11 protein-coding genes and 1 pseudogene are annotated in these 17,790 nt (G+C 44.5%); 10 read left to right on the plus strand and 2 right to left on the minus strand.

All coding sequences use genetic code 11. The annotated features are described in order from the left end of the window. The first annotated feature begins 94 nt into the window (after positions 1 to 94). The 6 genes from PQR79_RS03940 (at position 95) to PQR79_RS03965 (ending at position 9,422) form a co-directional block, all read left to right on the plus strand. Positions 95 to 739 carry a GntR family transcriptional regulator gene (locus PQR79_RS03940; RefSeq protein WP_238104008.1) on the plus strand — a complete coding sequence of 215 codons (645 nt, stop codon included), beginning with the start codon at positions 95 to 97 and terminating at the stop codon, positions 737 to 739. 54 nt (positions 740 to 793) lie between these two features. Continuing rightward, a complete protein-coding gene (prpB, locus tag PQR79_RS03945) occupies positions 794 to 1,672 on the plus strand; it encodes a methylisocitrate lyase (RefSeq protein ID WP_238104007.1) in 879 nt (292 codons plus the stop codon). A 94-nt stretch (positions 1,673 to 1,766) separates the two neighbouring features. Further along, the gene (gene prpC / locus PQR79_RS03950) at positions 1,767 to 2,891 is read left to right on the plus strand and encodes a bifunctional 2-methylcitrate synthase/citrate synthase (protein ID WP_238104006.1); all 1,125 of its coding nucleotides are present in this window, start codon (positions 1,767 to 1,769) and stop codon (positions 2,889 to 2,891) included. An 80-nt stretch (positions 2,892 to 2,971) separates the two neighbouring features. Continuing rightward, complete coding sequence (gene acnD, locus PQR79_RS03955; protein WP_238104005.1) at positions 2,972 to 5,566, plus strand: Fe/S-dependent 2-methylisocitrate dehydratase AcnD; 2,595 nt, start codon at positions 2,972 to 2,974, stop codon at positions 5,564 to 5,566. Positions 5,567 to 5,638: 72 nt separating this feature from the next. Next, positions 5,639 to 6,808 carry a 2-methylaconitate cis-trans isomerase PrpF gene (gene prpF, locus PQR79_RS03960; RefSeq protein WP_238104004.1) on the plus strand — a complete coding sequence of 390 codons (1,170 nt, stop codon included), beginning with the start codon at positions 5,639 to 5,641 and terminating at the stop codon, positions 6,806 to 6,808. Between the two features lie 439 nt (positions 6,809 to 7,247). Beyond that, on the plus strand, positions 7,248 to 9,422 hold the full coding sequence (locus tag PQR79_RS03965) for a cation:proton antiporter (protein WP_238104003.1): 2,175 nt from the start codon (positions 7,248 to 7,250) through the stop codon (positions 9,420 to 9,422). An 83-nt stretch (positions 9,423 to 9,505) separates the two neighbouring features. Here PQR79_RS03965 and bcp read toward each other — a convergent pair whose 3' ends face one another. Both bcp and PQR79_RS03975 read right to left on the minus strand, forming a co-directional pair. Further along, on the minus strand, positions 9,506 to 9,973 hold the full coding sequence (gene bcp / locus PQR79_RS03970) for a thioredoxin-dependent thiol peroxidase (protein WP_238104002.1): 468 nt from the start codon (positions 9,971 to 9,973) through the stop codon (positions 9,506 to 9,508). A gap of 77 nt (positions 9,974 to 10,050) precedes the next feature. Next, a complete protein-coding gene (locus tag PQR79_RS03975; protein ID WP_238104001.1) occupies positions 10,051 to 10,587 on the minus strand; it encodes a glycine cleavage system transcriptional repressor in 537 nt (178 codons plus the stop codon). Between the two features lie 282 nt (positions 10,588 to 10,869). On the opposite strand from PQR79_RS03975, the gene dapA reads away from it, so the two are divergent. The 4 genes and pseudogenes from dapA (at position 10,870) to PQR79_RS03995 (ending at position 17,440) form a co-directional block, all read left to right on the plus strand. Beyond that, positions 10,870 to 11,751, plus strand: a complete 882-nt coding sequence (gene dapA / locus PQR79_RS03980) for a 4-hydroxy-tetrahydrodipicolinate synthase (RefSeq protein ID WP_238103999.1) — start codon at positions 10,870 to 10,872, stop codon at positions 11,749 to 11,751. Between the two features lie 7 nt (positions 11,752 to 11,758). Next, a pseudogene (bamC, locus tag PQR79_RS03985) lies at positions 11,759 to 12,853 on the plus strand (NlpB/DapX family lipoprotein); the annotation flags it as partial. 412 nt (positions 12,854 to 13,265) lie between these two features. Continuing rightward, on the plus strand, positions 13,266 to 14,348 hold the full coding sequence (locus PQR79_RS03990) for an efflux RND transporter periplasmic adaptor subunit (protein ID WP_238104189.1): 1,083 nt from the start codon (positions 13,266 to 13,268) through the stop codon (positions 14,346 to 14,348). Then, entirely contained in the window at positions 14,345 to 17,440 is a 3,096-nt protein-coding gene (locus tag PQR79_RS03995; RefSeq protein WP_238103997.1) for an efflux RND transporter permease subunit, read from the plus strand. Before PQR79_RS03990 ends, PQR79_RS03995 begins: the two co-directional genes overlap by 4 nt. The last annotated feature ends 350 nt before the right edge of the window (positions 17,441 to 17,790 follow it).

Genomic DNA, 17,790 nt, shown 5'->3' on the forward strand with positions numbered 1-17,790 from the left:
TAAGTGGGATTTTGTGGTTGTTTTATGCTCTAAACTTGCTATATTGTCGACAACTTGGTGTTAAATATTCTACTTATAAGTTCAAGGTATCACGATGAACCAACCGATAACAGCAGCTGATAAGACCTTTATTGCCTTACGTGACGACATCGTCGAAGGTCGTATTGAAGCTGGTTCAAAGTTAAGCGAGACTGAATTGTCGACAAAGTTTGCGGTCAGTCGCGCCGTGATCCGTGAGGCCATTAATCGCTTGGAGTCTTGTCACATTGTAGAGCGTAAAGCCAATGTGGGAGCTCGGGTGGTGGCGTTGTCGCCACAAGGGTTAATTGAGTTGTATCAAGTGCGCGAATCACTTGAAGGCATGGCCGCACGCTTAGCGGCAACCAATATGACCGACGAAGAAATTGCTGATTTAAGCGCGTTATTACAATCTCATTTTGATGAGGTCAAAGGCGGTGAGTCATATTATCAAGAAGCCGGTGATGTGGACTTTCATTATCGGATTATTTTAGGCAGTAAAAACAAGCACCTAATTTCAATGCTGTTTGACGGCATTTATCATTTAGTGCGCATGTATCGCGTACAACTTGGCATGGCGGGTCCACGAGTGACCACCGCTTATGATGAACACAAACACATTGTTCAGGCCATTTTAAACCGTGACGCTGAATTAGCCGAAATGCTGATGCGCCGCCACATTTTATATTCTAAAAACAGTATCGAACATAAATTATCGTAATCGCTGACATGTGGCGTACAACGTCACTCACGACATTATATAAAGGGGAATAGCATGAGCGCAGGGAAAAAATTTCGTCAAGCCTTGGCCAATAACAAACCATTGCAAATTGTGGGCACCATTAATGCTTACTCAGCAATGATGGCTAAACAAATTGGTCATCAAGCCATTTACTTGTCGGGCGGCGGCGTAGCAAATGCCTCTTATGGTTTACCTGACCTAGGCATGACATCACTTAACGATGTATTGGTTGACGTACAACGTATCACCTCTGCCTGTGATTTACCTTTGCTGGTGGACATCGATACGGGCTGGGGCGGTGCATTTAATATTGCCAAGACCATTCGTGACATGGAAAAAGCCGGCGCAGCAGCCGTGCACATGGAAGATCAGGTGGCGCAAAAGCGCTGTGGGCATCGTCCTAATAAAGAAATTGTGCCAGTAGATGAAATGGTCGACCGCATTAAAGCGGCGGTAGATGCCCGTACCGACCCTGACTTTTTTATTATGGCGCGTACCGATGCGTTTGCTCAAGAAGGCTTAGCCGCCGCCATTGAGCGTGCTAAAGCGTATGTTGCTGCGGGCGCAGACGGTATTTTTGCTGAAGCCATTAAAACGGAAGAACACTACCGCGCCTTTGCTGAAGCATTAGATGTGCCGATTTTGGCGAACATTACTGAGTTTGGCCAAACCGAATTATGGAATAAACAACAGTTAGGCGAGTGGGGCGCGGCAATGGTGTTATATCCATTAAGCGCATTTAGAGCCATGAACAAAGCGGCTGAAATGGTGTACAGCGCCATATTAACCGATGGCGATCAAAAGGCTGTCGTTGGCAGCATGCAAACGCGCATGGAGCTTTATGATTACCTGGGTTACCACGACTATGAACAAAAACTAGACAGCTTATTTGCCGAAGGCAAAAACAAATAAGCGAATAAATAAAGATAAACAACAAGACTCAAAACCCCTACATATGTGTGTCCTTGATGGGGGCACACAGCAAGCATAAGAAGGAAGAGATATCATGGTAGACAAGAAATTATCGGGCGCAGGATTACGCGGTCAAAGTGCTGGCGAAACAAAATTATGTACTGTTGGTAAATCAGGCTCTGGCCTGACATATTGCGGTTACGATGTGTCAGACTTGGCAGATAATGCCACCTTTGAAGAAGTCGCTTACTTATTATTTAATGGCGAATTACCGACTCAAGCTCAATTGAGCCAATATAAAGCCGAACTTACTGCGCAGCGTGATTTACCCGATGCGTTAAAAGCGGTATTAAAACTGATCCCCGCTGACGCTCACCCAATGGATGTGATGCGCACAGGCTGTTCATTTTTGGGTAACCTTGAGCCTGAAGTGGATTTCAGCCAACAAAACAAAGCTGCAAACCGTTTACTTGCCGCCTTTCCGGCCATTATGTGTTACTGGTATCGCTACAGCCATGACGGTGTAGAGATTGATTGCACCACAGATGAAGACTCATTAGGTGGACATTTTCTTAAACTGCTGCGCGGTGAAACGCCTTCAGCACAACACCGTAAAGTGATGGACGTATCGTTAATTCTTTATGCAGAGCATGAGTTTAACGCCTCAACCTTTACTGCGCGTGTATGTGCATCAACCTTGTCAGATATGTATTCATGTATTACAGGTGCGATTGGCTCATTACGCGGCCCATTACATGGCGGGGCTAACGAGGCTGCCATGGACATGATCCAAAAGTTCAGCTCACCGGCAGATGCCAAAGAACAAATGGCTGGCATGTTAGCGCGTAAAGAAAAAATCATGGGCTTTGGTCATGCGATTTACAGCGTGTCTGATCCTCGTAACGTGATCATTAAAGCCTGGTCTGAAAAACTGGCCCACGAACATGGCGACACCTCGTTATACGACATCTCTGTCGCGTGTGAAGAGTTTATGTGGGACACCAAAAAGCTGTTCTGTAACGCGGACTTTTTCCATGCCTCGGCTTATCACTTTATGGGCATTCCAACAAAACTGTTCACCCCAATCTTTGTTTGTTCACGCTTAACCGGTTGGGCTGCACATGTTATGGAGCAGCGCTCAAATAACCGCATTATCCGCCCAAGCGCTGATTATGTCGGTAGTGAGCCACGTAAAGTTGTGCCCATTAGCCAACGTTAATCCACTGGCCGAGCCTCGAGGCTCGGCTTTGTCGATTTTGATAGTCGATCACCCAAACTGAATTAACTGTGGATGTTGTTATGAATACTCAATACCGTAAATCGTTACCCGGCACTCAGCTCGATTATTTTGATACTCAAGAAGCGGTAAACGCTATTGAGCCTGGTGCTTATGCCAAATTGCCGTACTGTTCGCGTGTGTTTGCCGAAAACTTAGTGCGACGTTGCTCCCCTGATATGCTTGTTGACTCGTTAAAGCAGTTAATTGAGCGCAAACGCGACTTAGACTTCCCGTGGTTTCCTGCTCGTGTTGTGTGTCACGACATTTTAGGCCAAACCGCTTTGGTTGATTTAGCCGGCCTGCGTGACGCCATTGCTGAAAAAGGTGGTGATCCGTCAAAGGTGAACCCGGTTGTACCAACACAATTAATTGTTGACCACTCGCTTGCGGTTGAACATGCGGGTTTTGAAAAAGATGCCTTTGAGAAAAACCGCGCCATTGAAGATCGCCGCAACGAAGACCGTTTTCATTTTATTAACTGGACCAAAACAGCATTTAAAAACGTTGATGTTATCCAACCGGGTAACGGCATTATGCATCAAATCAACCTAGAGAAAATGTCGCCAGTAGTGCATGCCCTTGATGGCGTGGCATTTCCAGACACCTTAGTTGGCACCGACAGTCACACTCCGCATGTTGATGCATTAGGTGTTATCGCCATTGGTGTTGGCGGGTTAGAAGCCGAAAGTGTGATGCTGGGCCGCGCATCCTATATGCGCTTGCCTGATATTGTGGGGGTTGAAATTACCGGCAAACCACAACCGGGTATTACCGCCACCGATATTGTACTTGCGTTAACAGAATACTTACGCGCCCAAAAAGTGGTGTCGTCTTATTTAGAATTTTTTGGCGAAGGGACCACCCATTTAACTCTGGGCGACCGTGCAACCATTACCAACATGACACCAGAATACGGTGCCACCGCAGCAATGTTTTATATCGATAAGCAAACCATCGACTATTTAACCCTTACAGGCCGCGACGACGAGCAAGTTAAATTGGTTGAAACCTATGCTAAGCAAGCGGGGTTATGGGCTGACACCTTAACGGAAGTGGAATACGAGCGCGTGTTGCATTTTGACTTATCAAGTGTTGGGCGCAATATTGCCGGGCCATCAAATCCGCATAATCGGGTACCCACCTCAGAGCTCGCAGCTCGTGGGATCAGTGGCGTGGTTGAAAACGAGCCGGGTAAAATGCCAGACGGTGCAGTGATTATTGCCGCTATCACCAGTTGTACTAATACCAGTAATCCGCGCAACATGATTGCTGCCGGCTTGTTAGCCCGTAATGCCAATGCTCGCGGTTTATTGCGCAAACCTTGGGTGAAGTCATCACTGGCGCCTGGCTCAAAAGCGGTGCAATTGTATTTAGAAGAAGCAGGATTGCTACCCGAGCTTGAAAACTTAGGTTTTGGGATTGTGGCGTTCGCCTGTACCACCTGTAATGGCATGAGTGGCGCATTGGATCCTGTGATTCAACAAGAAGTGATAGACCGCGATTTATACGCCACCGCCGTGTTGTCGGGTAACCGCAACTTTGATGGGCGAATTCATCCTTATGCTAAGCAAGCATTTTTGGCCTCACCGCCATTGGTGATTGCCTACGCTATTGCTGGCACGATTCGATTTGATATTGAAAAAGATGTGCTCGGTATCGACAAAGACGGTAACAGCGTTACCTTAAAAGATATTTGGCCGACCGACGAAGAAATCGATGCGGTGATTAAAACCAGTGTTAAGCCAGAGCAGTTCCGTAAAGTGTACGAGCCGATGTTCGACATTAAAGTGGAATACGGTAGTCATGTTAATCCGCAATACGACTGGCGACCACAAAGTACCTATATTCGTCGACCTCCTTACTGGGAAGGCGCATTAGCGGGTGAGCGAACCATGAAGGGCATGCGTCCGTTAGCGGTACTGGGTGACAACATTACTACCGATCATTTATCGCCATCGAACGCGATCATGCTCGACAGTGCTGCGGGGGCGTATTTAGCTAAAATGGGTCTGCCAGAAGAAGACTTTAACTCGTATGCTACCCACCGTGGTGACCATTTAACTGCGCAGCGTGCTACGTTTGCTAACCCTAAACTGTTTAACGAAATGGTGCAGGAAAACGGCAATGTGCGCCAAGGTTCGTTAGCCCGTATTGAGCCAGAAGGCCAAGTTACCCGCATGTGGGAAGCCATTGAAACCTACATGGAACGTAAACAGCCGCTAATTATTATTGCCGGTGCAGATTATGGCCAGGGTTCATCACGGGACTGGGCAGCAAAAGGTGTTCGTCTTGCCGGTGTCGAAGTGATTGTGGCAGAAGGTTTTGAGCGTATTCACCGCACCAACTTAGTGGGCATGGGCGTGTTACCGCTTGAATTTGTTAAAGGTGAGAACCGTCATACCTATGAGATAAACGGCACCGAAACCTATGATGTGGTTGGTACACCTAAACCCGGTGCCATGTTGTCTGTTGTGATGACCCGCCTTGATGGTGAGCAAGTCACGATTCCGGTTAAGTGTCGTTTAGATACCGCTGAGGAGTGCTCTATATACGAAGCTGGCGGCGTACTGCAACGCTTTGCGCAAGACTTTTTAGCCAACGAAGTGGCGAGCTAGTTTACGTTGCTTTTGGGTATATCGGCAGTGTGTGATTAGGCTGCCGATTTTTCATTTTTGTAGGATGTTGTTATGGCTCATTTACCACAACTTAGAATACCCGCCACTTATATGCGTGGCGGCACCAGTAAAGGGGTGTTTTTTAGTTTAACGGATTTACCTCAAGCCGCACAGGTTGCTGGCCCTGAGCGCGATGCTTTGTTATTGCGCGTCATTGGTAGCCCAGATCCATATGGTAAACACACCGATGGCATGGGCGGTGCCACCTCGAGTACCAGTAAAACCGTGATTTTGTCAAAAAGCACTCAAGCCGATCACGATGTTGATTATCTGTTTGGCCAGGTTGCCATTGATAAACCCTTTGTTGATTGGAGCGGTAACTGCGGTAATTTAACTGCAGCAGTGGGGTCGTTCGCCATCAGCAACGGTTTAATTGACCCAAACCGTGTGCCGCACAATGGCACCGCAGTAGTGCGGATTTGGCAAGCCAATATTCAAAAAACCATTATTGCCCATGTGCCCATTACTGACGGTGAAGTGCAAGAAACCGGCGACTTTGAACTTGATGGCGTGACCTTTCCTGCCGCCGAAGTACAAGTGGCGTTTATAGACCCCGCAGACGGCGAAGGCGCGATGTTCCCTACGAGCAATGTTGTGGATGTACTTGAAGTGCCGGGTGTGGGCAGCTTTAACGCCACCATGATTAATGCAGGTATTCCCACCATCTTCATTAATGCAGCAGACATCAATTATCAAGGCACAGAACTGCAAGATGACATTAATAATGACGATAAAGCATTAGCCATGTTTGAAACCATTCGCGCTTATGGCGCGGTCAAAATGGGATTAATAAAGCACATTGATGAAGCCGCCGCGCGCCAACACACGCCTAAGGTGGCGTTTGTGGCCCCGGCAAAAGAATATGTATCTTCAAGTGGTAAAGCGGTAAGCACAGATGACATTGACCTCGTGGTACGCGCGTTGTCTATGGGCAAATTACACCATGCGATGATGGGCACTGCCGCCGTGGCTATTGCTACAGCGGCCGCTATTCCTGGCACCTTAGTCAATTTAGCTGCAGGCGGTGGTGAGCGCAGTGCTGTGCGTTTTGGTCATCCGTCGGGGACGTTACGTGTGGGCGCTGAAGCGCAATTGGTTGACGGCCAATGGCAGGTGAAGAAAGCCATTATGAGTCGCAGTGCTAGGGTATTAATGGAAGGCAAGGTGCGCGTGCCGCAATAACCTGAATTGATTTTTTAGTATAAACAAAACAAAACCTTGGTATTCCAAGGTTTTTTTTGCCGATTTAATCGCCGATAAGATAAAGGTGATATGATAATTCGACATAAATATTTAATAATTAAATTATAGGCTTAATCGCATATTTTGCGATTATTATAAAATGTGATAGCGATCAAAAAATGCTTGATCATGTAGTAAAATTAGTATGTTATATGCTGAATTTGCGCCAAATAACCGACATATTATTCAGTTGAGTTAGCGCTTCATTACGGTTAGTCATAAGGAATGAGATCGCGATTACTGATTAACATCGTACTAACCTTTTTCGGTTTAGGTTATAAAATAATAAACCAGAAGCACATAACAGTTCACGTATTATCGTGAAGCACATTGCAAGTGTTGCTACTTATTGCAGTGTTATTAAAAGAAGGAATCAAATATGGTTGAACACATTACAGGCATGCTGGCATTGATCGGTGTGTTGTCGCTTTTGTGTCAATGGGTGGGTTGGAAGTTACGTTTACCTGCTATTTTACCGCTACTACTTTGCGGTTTATTGTTAGGTCCAGGTCTAGGTATTTTAAATCCTGACGAGATTTTTGGCGACTTACTCTTCCCAATTATTTCATTAGGTGTTGCGGTCATTCTTTTTGAAGGCGCACTGACCCTAAACTTTAAAGAAATTAAAGATCACGGCCGTATGGTCACCAATCTGGTCAGTATTGGTGCATTAGTTACCTGGCTCGTGATAGTCCCTGCTGCGCACTTTTTAATGGGCTTTGAGTGGAGTATTGCCGCATTATTTGGGGCCTTAGTGGTGGTCACTGGCCCGACCGTAATTGTGCCAATGCTACGTACTGTTCAACCAAAATCTAACCTTGCCAGCATTTTGCGTTGGGAAGGTATTGTGATTGACCCCATTGGCGCCCTAATGGCGGTTTTGGTGTTTGAGTATATTGCGGTATCGAACGATCCGACGACCCATGTATTGCATGCCCTTGGCTTAACCTTAGTCATTGGTTTTGGTTTAGGTGCTGTTGCAGGGTATTTGACGGGTCTGGCTATACGTAAAAACTTATTCCCGCATTACTTACTCAATACCGCAGTATTAACCATTATGCTAGGGGTGTTTGTTGGTTCTAACTTAATACAGCATGAGTCAGGTTTATTAACGGTAACTGTGATGGGTATTTTACTGGCTAACATGCGCGGCGTAGATATTGCCGACATTTTAGAATTTAAAGAAACCCTCACCGTACTGCTGATCTCGGCATTGTTTATTTTACTGGCGGCGCGTTTAGATTCAGGTGCCATGCTCGATCTTGGCTTTGGCGGTATTGCTGTTTTATTAGTGGTGATGTTTGTCGCAAGGCCGTTAAGTATTTGGATTTCGGGGCTCGGCACTAATTTATCGTCAAAAGATAAGTGGTTTTTAAGTTGGGTTGCACCAAGAGGTATTGTTGCGGCAGCGATTTCATCATTATTTGCCATTAAACTTGAAGCGGTTGGCCTTGAAGGCGCAAGCTCTATCGTCCCATTAGTGTTTTTAATCATTATTGGTACCGTTGTTATTCAGAGTTTAACCGCGGGGCGTTGGGCAAAATATTTGGGCGTGAAAGAAGGCTCAAACCAGGGGTTATTAATTTTCGGTGCGTCTAAGTTTTCACGTGAACTTGCAAAAGTCTTAATGTCTAAAAACATCAAAGTGGTGTTGGCCGACAATAACTGGGACAGTATTCGTCAGGCTCGTATGGAAAACATCCCGGTGTACTTTGGTAACCCAGCCTCTGAGCACGCTGAAACCTATATGGACTTAAGCGGTGTCGGTCGCGTGCTAGTGATGTCACCTTATCGCCAGTTAAACCCATTAGTGACCTTCTATTTCCAGGACTTATTGGGCGTTGAAAAGGTATATGGTTTAAACAATGCCGACAGCGGCAGTGCACGTCACCAGTTGTCTGAGTCGTATTTAAAGCGTTTGTGTTTGTTTGGTGAAAACATCTCGTATGCCAAAATTGCCAGTTTAATGGCCAAGGGCGCAGTGTTAAAAGTCACTAATATTACTGAAAACTTTACTTATGAGCATTTCAAAAAACGTTACGGTGAAACGGCTATGCCTTTAGTTTATTTAACTAAAGAAGGTAAAGTTAAAGTGCTTTCTGGTGCTGGTCCGTTTGACTATCCGGTTGGGATTGAGTTGATAAGCTTGCTACCACAAGAAGCCCAAGACCAAGCGGTTATTCAACGTGCATTAGATGACGAGGCCGACCGTAAAGCAAAAGCATTAGCCGAAGCTGAAGCGAAAGCCGCTGCAGAAGCCCGTGCCATCCGTGAAGCGGAAGAAGCTGAACAACGTGCAATTGAAAAAGCACGCCGTAAAGAAGAAGAGTTAGCACAGTTTGAAGAGCAAGAAAAAGCGCGACTGCTTGCTGAAGAAGAGGCTGCTTTAGTTAAAAAAGAAGCGGCTGAATTAGCCAAAGAACTGGCAGCTGAAGATAAAGCGAAAAAAGCGGCTGCTCAAGCCGCATCAGAAAGCGCTGATGAATCAACCCAAGTAGAATCGCCTACCGAAGAAGATAAGCCAGCACAATCAACTGACCCTAAAACGATTTAATCGTTAGCCGGTAACAAAAAAGGCTTAGCAGTGATTGCTAAGCCTTTTTTATTGGGTTTTCCAATATGAGGTTGTACTGGACGTTATTCAGCTAACGTTGTAAGCACGACTTCGTGATGGTTTTTGGTTTTAAACTTATTCAGCACATGGCTAATTTTGCCATCGGTGCCTACGATAAAGCTTAGACGATGAATCCCATCATATATTTTACCCATGAACTTTTTTTCGCCCCATACGCCAAACGCATCTGCTACAGCGTGGTCTTCGTCACTGAGTAACGTAAAATTGAGCGCTTGTTTATCAGCAAACTTAGCCAGTTTAGCGACGGGGTCTGGGCTGATACCCAATACGGTGACGTTTAGGTCGTCAAGCTGTGCTTTAACGTCTCGTAAGCCTTGAGCTTGTACAGTACAACCTGGGGTAGAGGCTTTAGGGTAAAAATACACAAGCACAGGACCGTGGGTTAATGCTTGTTGTAATGATACTGTTTCACCAGCTTGGTTTTGCAAACTAAAATGAGGAGCGATGTCGCCTACGCTTAGGGTGTTCATGATTTTTCCTTATCAGGTAATTTGCAGACAATACGATGCAATGACGAGCGAGGTTCAACTCAAGCTGAACCAGACTGCTAAGGTGCTGCAATGCCTTGCATGCGCTTAATGGTACATTCTAAAGACATTGACTCAGCCAGCTCATGGATACTTTTTTCAAGCATCAGTAAGTCAACTTTATCGGGAATATTGATCGCCAATAAAATGGACTGTGTTTTGAGATTGTCGTTATCGTCGGCATGAGAACGAACAGCGGCAAGATCTAAGCCTCTTTCGGCTAAAAATTGGGTTATGATTTTCATCGAGCCACGTTGGTCTTCACCGTTGAAAATGACTTCTATCCGCGAAATAAAGTTTTTAGGCGTGTGTTTAGAAGTGCGCTTCATTACCGTCATTAGCTCAAGTTCTACACTGAGACTGGGTAATAAACTTTCAATTTTAGTGATTGCTGCCCACGAGCCAGATATCATCATAATTAGGGTAAATTCATTCCCAAATAACGCCATACGACTGTCGACGATATCGCACTCACATTCACTAGCTAAACGCGCTAAACGACTCACTAAACCAGGACGGTCAGCGCCCATTGCCGTAACGACCAGGTAGTTGGTCATGGATTTTCCTCACTGTCGATATCTTGTTGCGAAAACGCCTACTTAAGCTCTGCGTTTATATGCGGGAGCTAATGCTAACATTTAACCGCAAAACACCTCAAGATACTAACTCATATCGGTCACATTAATACGATTATTTTTTACTAGAACAGGTCGAAAAATGCTAGCTTATACCTGTGTAAAGAGCATAAGTGAGTTATTTCGGAGATTGCTTGCCGTAGTGCTTGTCATTAGTGGTTGGCATCAGTAACATAGCGAATCCTGAAAACTTGGGGAAGATAGATGATAAACGGAAGCATCGTAGCCTTAATCACACCAATGAATAGTGATGGCACAATAGATTATGCAAGTCTTGAACGGCTTGTTGAGTTTCATATCGAAGAAGGCACAGATGCCATTGTGGCAGTCGGTACGACCGGTGAGTCGGCGACGTTGCCAATGAAAGAGCATGCTGCAGTCGTGGCTCAAACCGTTAAATTTGCCTCAGGTCGAGTCCCTGTGATTGGCGGTAATGGCGCCAACGCGACCGCAGAAGCCATAGAATTAACAAAGTCTCTGCAAGATACCGGTGTTGCAGCAATGCTTGGTGTAACCCCTTATTACAATAAGCCTACTCCTAAGGGATTAATTGCTCATTACAAGGCCGTGGCTGCGTGTACTGATATTCCACAGATTTTATATAATGTGCCAGGGCGCACTTCCGTGGACATGAAACCTGAAACCGTGGCGGAATTAGCCGGCGTCAGTAACATTATTGGTGTCAAGGAAGCGACTGGCGATGTTAGCCGTGTTGCACGTTTACGTGAGCTATGTGGCGAAGACTTTTTGCTTTACAGCGGCGATGATGGCACAGCCCGTGAGTTTTTATTACTGGGTGGTAATGGTGTTATTTCGGTTGCCAATAATGTGGTTCCACGTGCGTTTAAAGCCATGTGTGACGCAGCATTAGCTAAAGATGCTCAATTAGCGAAAACGATTGATGAGCCGCTAACAGGTTTATACAGTTCTTTATTTTGTGAAGCCAATCCTATCCCTGTTAAATGGGCGGTTCATCAAATGGGCTTGATCTCTCATGGGCATATTCGTTTGCCTTTAACTGAACTTTCAGAGCAGTTTCATGGTCTGTTAATAGAAACAATGAAACAAGCCCAGATAAAGGTATAATAAATTCATGTTAAAGAAAGTCACTCCGTTACTTCTTGTTGCAGCTGTTTCAGCTTGCAGTACCCCAATTGAACGTCGTCAGGCGAATGGCTCTGATGAGTTTATCAATGCCGAAACAACACCAAAATTAACGATACCTGAAGGATTAAATACACCGACTTACAGCAAGGAATATGATATTCCATCTGTAGGGGTTAAGGTTGATAAATCGTTAATTGGAAAAAGACTGGATATCCGTGCACCACTACAAGTACTGCCAATGGCTGAAGGCACTCATATTGAAGAAACAAGTGACAACATTCGTGTTGTAATTGATTCAATTGAAAGTACTACTGATCTTAAGCAAGAAATATTTGATGTTATCAAAGGCTACTTGTCGCATAACAATATGGCTATTCGTGCTGAAGATTACGAATCAGGTGTGATTGAAACAGATTGGATTGAACACGAAGAAGTGATCGAGTCTAATTGGTGGGGCAGCGATAAAGTCTACACCTTGCGTCAACGTTATCGTTATAATATTGATGTTAAGCCACACGGTCGCTCTGGCAGTGCTTTAATTAGTTTGCTTGAACATGAAGAATTCTATGACGGCGAAGATCAAAAAATCTTACTGAGTGGTGACGACAAACGTCGTTACACCACTGATATGCTTAACAATGCCATTAGCTATATGAGCATTGAGCGTGACAGAGCAATCCGCGCTGCGCGTATTAAGCAAAGCCTTGGGATTAAAGTTGATTTAATCACTGGTGGTGTTGATGACCCAGCATACTGGTTAGCTGATGCGAATTATAATTCCGTTTGGAATCGTTTACGTATAGTACTACCCGAAATGGGCTTTGATGTGGTTGATATGGACTCCAGCAAAGGCTTATTCTTTATTAGTCTAGAAGAAAGCGGCGGTTTCTGGAGCTCGTTATGGTCTGATGAAAAGCTCACATTGAAAAAGGGCAACTATCGTTTACTGCTTGAAGAGACTGATAACCCTGAGCAAACAAAAATATTATTGCATGATGTAGAAGATAATAAACTAGACAATGAAGCGATCACTGAAGTGTACCAAGTGCTTTCAGACTTAATGCAAGAAGATCGTAAAATCTCTGACAGTTCACAACGTCAAGCACCAGTGCAACGTGAAGAGCGTGGCGAAGGTGGTAAGAAGGGCGGTCAAAGACCCTAAGTGATTTAGTTTGTCGGTTAAAAAAGACGCATTGATGCGTCTTTTTTTTTAAGCTAATTGTCACAATATGTGTCTATTGTAAGCTATTTGTAACAAGTTAACCTGTGATGATTGGCCTTAAACGAGATTCGATGCATTTTTATGCGCAATTTATGCGTTTATTGTGCATAAGTTGTATGTTTGTTGCGTAAGCCAACAAGGTGAACCACTTGTTATGTAAATTCGTAATATGACCGCGCAAGTAAAACGCCTTGAAGCATGCGGTTTGCTGAGTACAATCTCTATTATTAACAATAAATATTCATTTTCCCTGGATGGTTACGGACAAACAATGAAAAAAATATTCTTACTGATCGCGATAGTGGTCATTGCGTTGTTGGGTTACAACTCATTTGTGCCTCAAAAGGCTCAAACCCAACGGCCAAGACCGATACCAAACGTAGTGGTGGCAAAAGTTGAAGTGATGCCGATCCGTGATGAAGTTGAAGCCTTAGGTACCGGAAGGGCATATGAATCGATTATCGTGACATCAAAAGTGTCTGAAATCGTAGATGAAATTAATTTTGATGATGGCGATATCGTAAAAAAAGGTGCCGTGTTAGTGCGGTTACGTAACGATGAACAAAAAGCCAAAGTGGTAGCAGCTGAAGTTAAGTTAACTGAAAACCTCCGTGAACTTGAGCGTATTCGTTCACTGGTAAGCAGTAAAACCATTGCAGAATTGGAACGTGACCGTTTACAAAGCCTTATCGACACTACTCGTGCCGAAGTTGCGCAAGCTAAAGCAGCGTTAAACGATCGTATTATTTCAGCGCCTTTTGCAGGCCGTCTCGGTTTACGTCAGGTTAGCATGGGCAGTTTAGTCACTCCTGGTGAGCAAATCAGCACTTTAGATGATGTGAGTAAAATCAAATTAGATTTTTCTGTTCCTGAGCGCTTTATTCAAGAGCTTCAACCTGGAAAACTCGTTGAAGCAAGCGCGGTTGCTTATCCAGATCGGATATTTAAAGGGGTTGTGACCTCTATAGACAGTCGTGTTAACCCAGAAACACGTGCTGTGATTGTACGTGCTGTGTTGCCCAACTCAGATCTTAGCCTTCTTCCTGGCATGTTAATGAAAGTGAAGCTGATTAAACAAAGCCGTGAAGCGCTTTTATTGCCTGAAGCCGCGGTCATTCCTATTCAAAGCAAACACTTTGTTTATGTCGTTGGCGCTGACAATAAAGTGATTCAACAGCAAGTGACATTAGGGATCCGTTCAAGAGGTTGGGTTGAAATTACAGAAGGGCTTGATATTGGTCAGCAGGTGATTATTCGCGGCATCTTAAAAGTACGTCCGGGTGATGAAGTTAAAGTTCAACAAGCAGAAAACTTTAAATTTGCACAAGTCGAAGATATGGAGAAGTCAGCATGATATTAACTGACTTGTCTGTTAAACGGCCGGTTTTTGCATCTGTAATCAGCATTTTACTTATTGTTTTAGGCTTAGTGTCATTCGGAAAATTGCCACTGCGCGAATACCCTAATATTGACCCACCTATTGTCTCGGTCGAAACCAGCTATCGTGGTGCGAGTGCTTCGGTAGTCGAAAGCCGCATTACCCAGCTGATTGAAGATAGAATTAGTGGTGTTGAAGGCATTCGCCAAATCAGTTCATCAAGCAGTGATGGACGTTCAAACGTGACGATAGAGTTTGATATTAATCGTGATATTGAAGCCGCGACTAATGATGTACGTGACAGAGTTTCGGGTTTGTTAGAACAATTACCCGAAGAAGCCGATTCACCGTCTATTTACAAAGCTAACGGCAGCGATGAAGTGATTATGTGGCTAAATTTGGTCTCTGATCAAATGGACACATTACAACTGACCGATTATGCCAACCGTTATTTAGTAGACCGTTTTTCGGTGATCGACGGTGTATCAACACTTCGGTTAGGCGGTGGTAAAGTTTATGCGCTTCGGATTTGGATTGATCGTCAAGCGTTGGCTTCACGTAATCTTACCGTATCTGATGTTGAAGATGCATTACGTTCGGAAAACGTTGAATTACCCGCAGGTTCTATTGAATCTAAAGATCGTCATTTTACCGTTCGACTCGATCGGGTATTCAAAACAGCTGAAGATTTTTCTAACCTAGTGATCACTCAAGGCGATGACGGTTACTTAGTTAAACTTGCCGATGTGGCTAAAGTAGAAATTGGTTCAGAAGAAGAACGAATTATCTTTAGAGGTAACAAAGAGTCCATGATTGGCTTAGGTGTCAGTAAGCAATCAACGGCGAATACGCTTGAAGTTGCCCGTGCCGCGAATGCCTTGGTTGATCAACTTAACCCTACATTACCAGCGGGTATGGAAATTAAACGCTCATACGATAGCTCGGTATTTATTGAAGCCTCGATTGACGAAGTTTATCAAACCCTGTTTATTGCCATGGTATTGGTCATTATTGTGATTTACCTGTTTCTAGGTTCTGTGCGGGCAATGTTAATCCCGGCAATTACGGTACCAGTGTCGTTACTGGCAACGTTTATCGTGCTTTATGCTTTGGGTTATACCATTAACTTATTGACCTTACTGGCGATGATTTTAGCCATTGGTATGGTGGTTGATGACGCGATTGTGATGTTAGAAAACATTCATCGCCGTATCGAAGAAGGTGACTCGCCATTAAAAGCCGCTTTCTTAGGCGCACGAGAAGTGGCCTTTGCCGTCGTTGCAACCACATTAGTACTGGTCGCTGTCTTTATGCCTATTACCTTCCTAGAGGGTGATTTAGGTAAGTTATTTAAAGAGTTTGCTGTGACCATGAGCGCTGCGGTGATATTTTCAAGTATTGTCGCGTTAACGCTTACCCCAATGATGTGTTCTAAATTGCTTAAACCAGCGGATCAAGACCCATGGCTAGTTAAGCAAGTTGACAAGATGATGGACAAGTTATCTGACTGGTACTTAATTACACTCAATACTGGGATGAAGCGTCCTATTATGGTGTCGCTTGTGGTGTTAATTGCTTTTGGTTTGAGTGGCTATTTACTCAATAAAGTGCCGCAAGAGTTTGCCCCGCAAGAAGACCGTGGTTCGATGTTTTTGATTGTCAATGGTCCCCAAGGTGCCAGTTTTGAATATATTGAAAAATATATGGATGAAGTTGAAGGACGCTTAATGCCATTGGTCGAAGCCGGTGATATTAAACGTCTCCTGATCCGTGCTCCACGTGGTTTTGGTGCAGGAGCTGATTTCTCAAATGGTATGGCTATTATTGTATTAGAGGATTGGGCTGAGCGTCGTAGTGCCAATGACATCATTGTTGATATACGTGCCCGCTTAGCCGACCTGGCTGGCATAAGAGCGTTCCCAATCATGCGGCAAGCCTTTGGGCGTGGCGTTGGTAAACCAGTACAGTTTGTGATTGGTGGCCCCAGTTATGAAGAATTGGCTGATTGGCGAGACACCATGCTTGAGAAAGCCAAAGAGAATCAAAACATCATTGGGTTAGATCATGACTACCAAGAAACCAAACCGCAATTAAGAGTCATTATTGACCGTGAACGTGCCGCCGATCTCGGGGTGTCTATTTCGCACCTTGGACGTACTTTAGAGTCAATGTTAGGGTCACGCCTAGTGACTACCTTTATGCGCGATGGTGAAGAGTATGACGTGATAGTTGAAGGTAATCGTGATAATCAAAGCACTGCCACTGATATGGAAAATATCTATGTGCGCTCTGACCGTTCACAGGAGTTAATTCCGTTATCAAACCTTGTGACAATCGAAGAGTTTGCCGATGCCAGTTCGCTTAATCGCTATAATCGTATGCGTTCGATTACCCTTGAGGCAAACCTCGCACCCGATTACAGCCTAGGTGAAGCGCTTGATTATCTTAATAACCTAGCCAGCACTTATTTACCTGCTGAAGCTGTTATTAGTTATAAAGGACCATCATTGGATTATCAAGAGTCTGGCAACTCGATGAACTTTGTATTTTTACTGGCATTGGGCATTGTGTTTCTAGTGTTAGCGGCGCAATTTGAAAGCTACATTCATCCGATGGTGATCATGCTTACGGTGCCTTTGGCGACCTTAGGTGCGTTAATTGGTTTGTGGGTGACTGGCCAAAGTATCAATATTTACAGCCAAATCGGCATCATTATGTTAGTCGGGTTGGCCGCTAAAAATGGTATTTTAATTGTTGAGTTCTCTAACCAACTTCGAGACCGTGGGGTTGAGTTTCAACAAGCCATTTTGCAAGCTTCTTCTCAGCGATTAAGACCTATTTTAATGACAGGTATCACCACTGCAGCTGGCGCCATTCCGTTAGTCATAGCGTCTGGTGCGGGGGCAGAAACTCGCTTTGTCATTGGTGTGGTGGTGTTGTCAGGCATTTTATTGGCTACCTTCTTTACCTTGATTGTTATTCCGGTGGCATACAGTCTGTTTGCTCGTAATAGTAGTTCACCAGAAGCGGTGGCAAAACAGCTCGAAGCTGAATTACAGCAAGAGTAAATTTGTTGTTTAATTGTTTAATACCAATCTGCATTAGCATTTGCTCTTTTAGCGAAAGTTATCAGTGAGGTATTCGAGGTAGCCTTTTGAGGGCATAGTGCACTATGTTAAGAAAGGCTAACAAAGAAGACCACGCTGATAAATTCGTCCTTCGGGGGGGGCGTCACAAACCCCATTACGGCTTCAAATGACTTTGATGTAGGATGACTACACCTGCAGTCATTTTCATTGTACTGGCTCTAGTGACGCAGCCTAAAATAGATCACATACTAATAAGGATTGGTATAACATACCAGTCAGACATTGATTGGTATGTTAGATGCTAACCGATGTAAAACAAAGTATGGTGT

Origin of the sequence: Shewanella metallivivens, assembly GCF_028750675.1 — a bacterium.
GTDB classification, from domain to species: Bacteria; Pseudomonadota; Gammaproteobacteria; order Enterobacterales; family Shewanellaceae; genus Shewanella; species Shewanella metallivivens.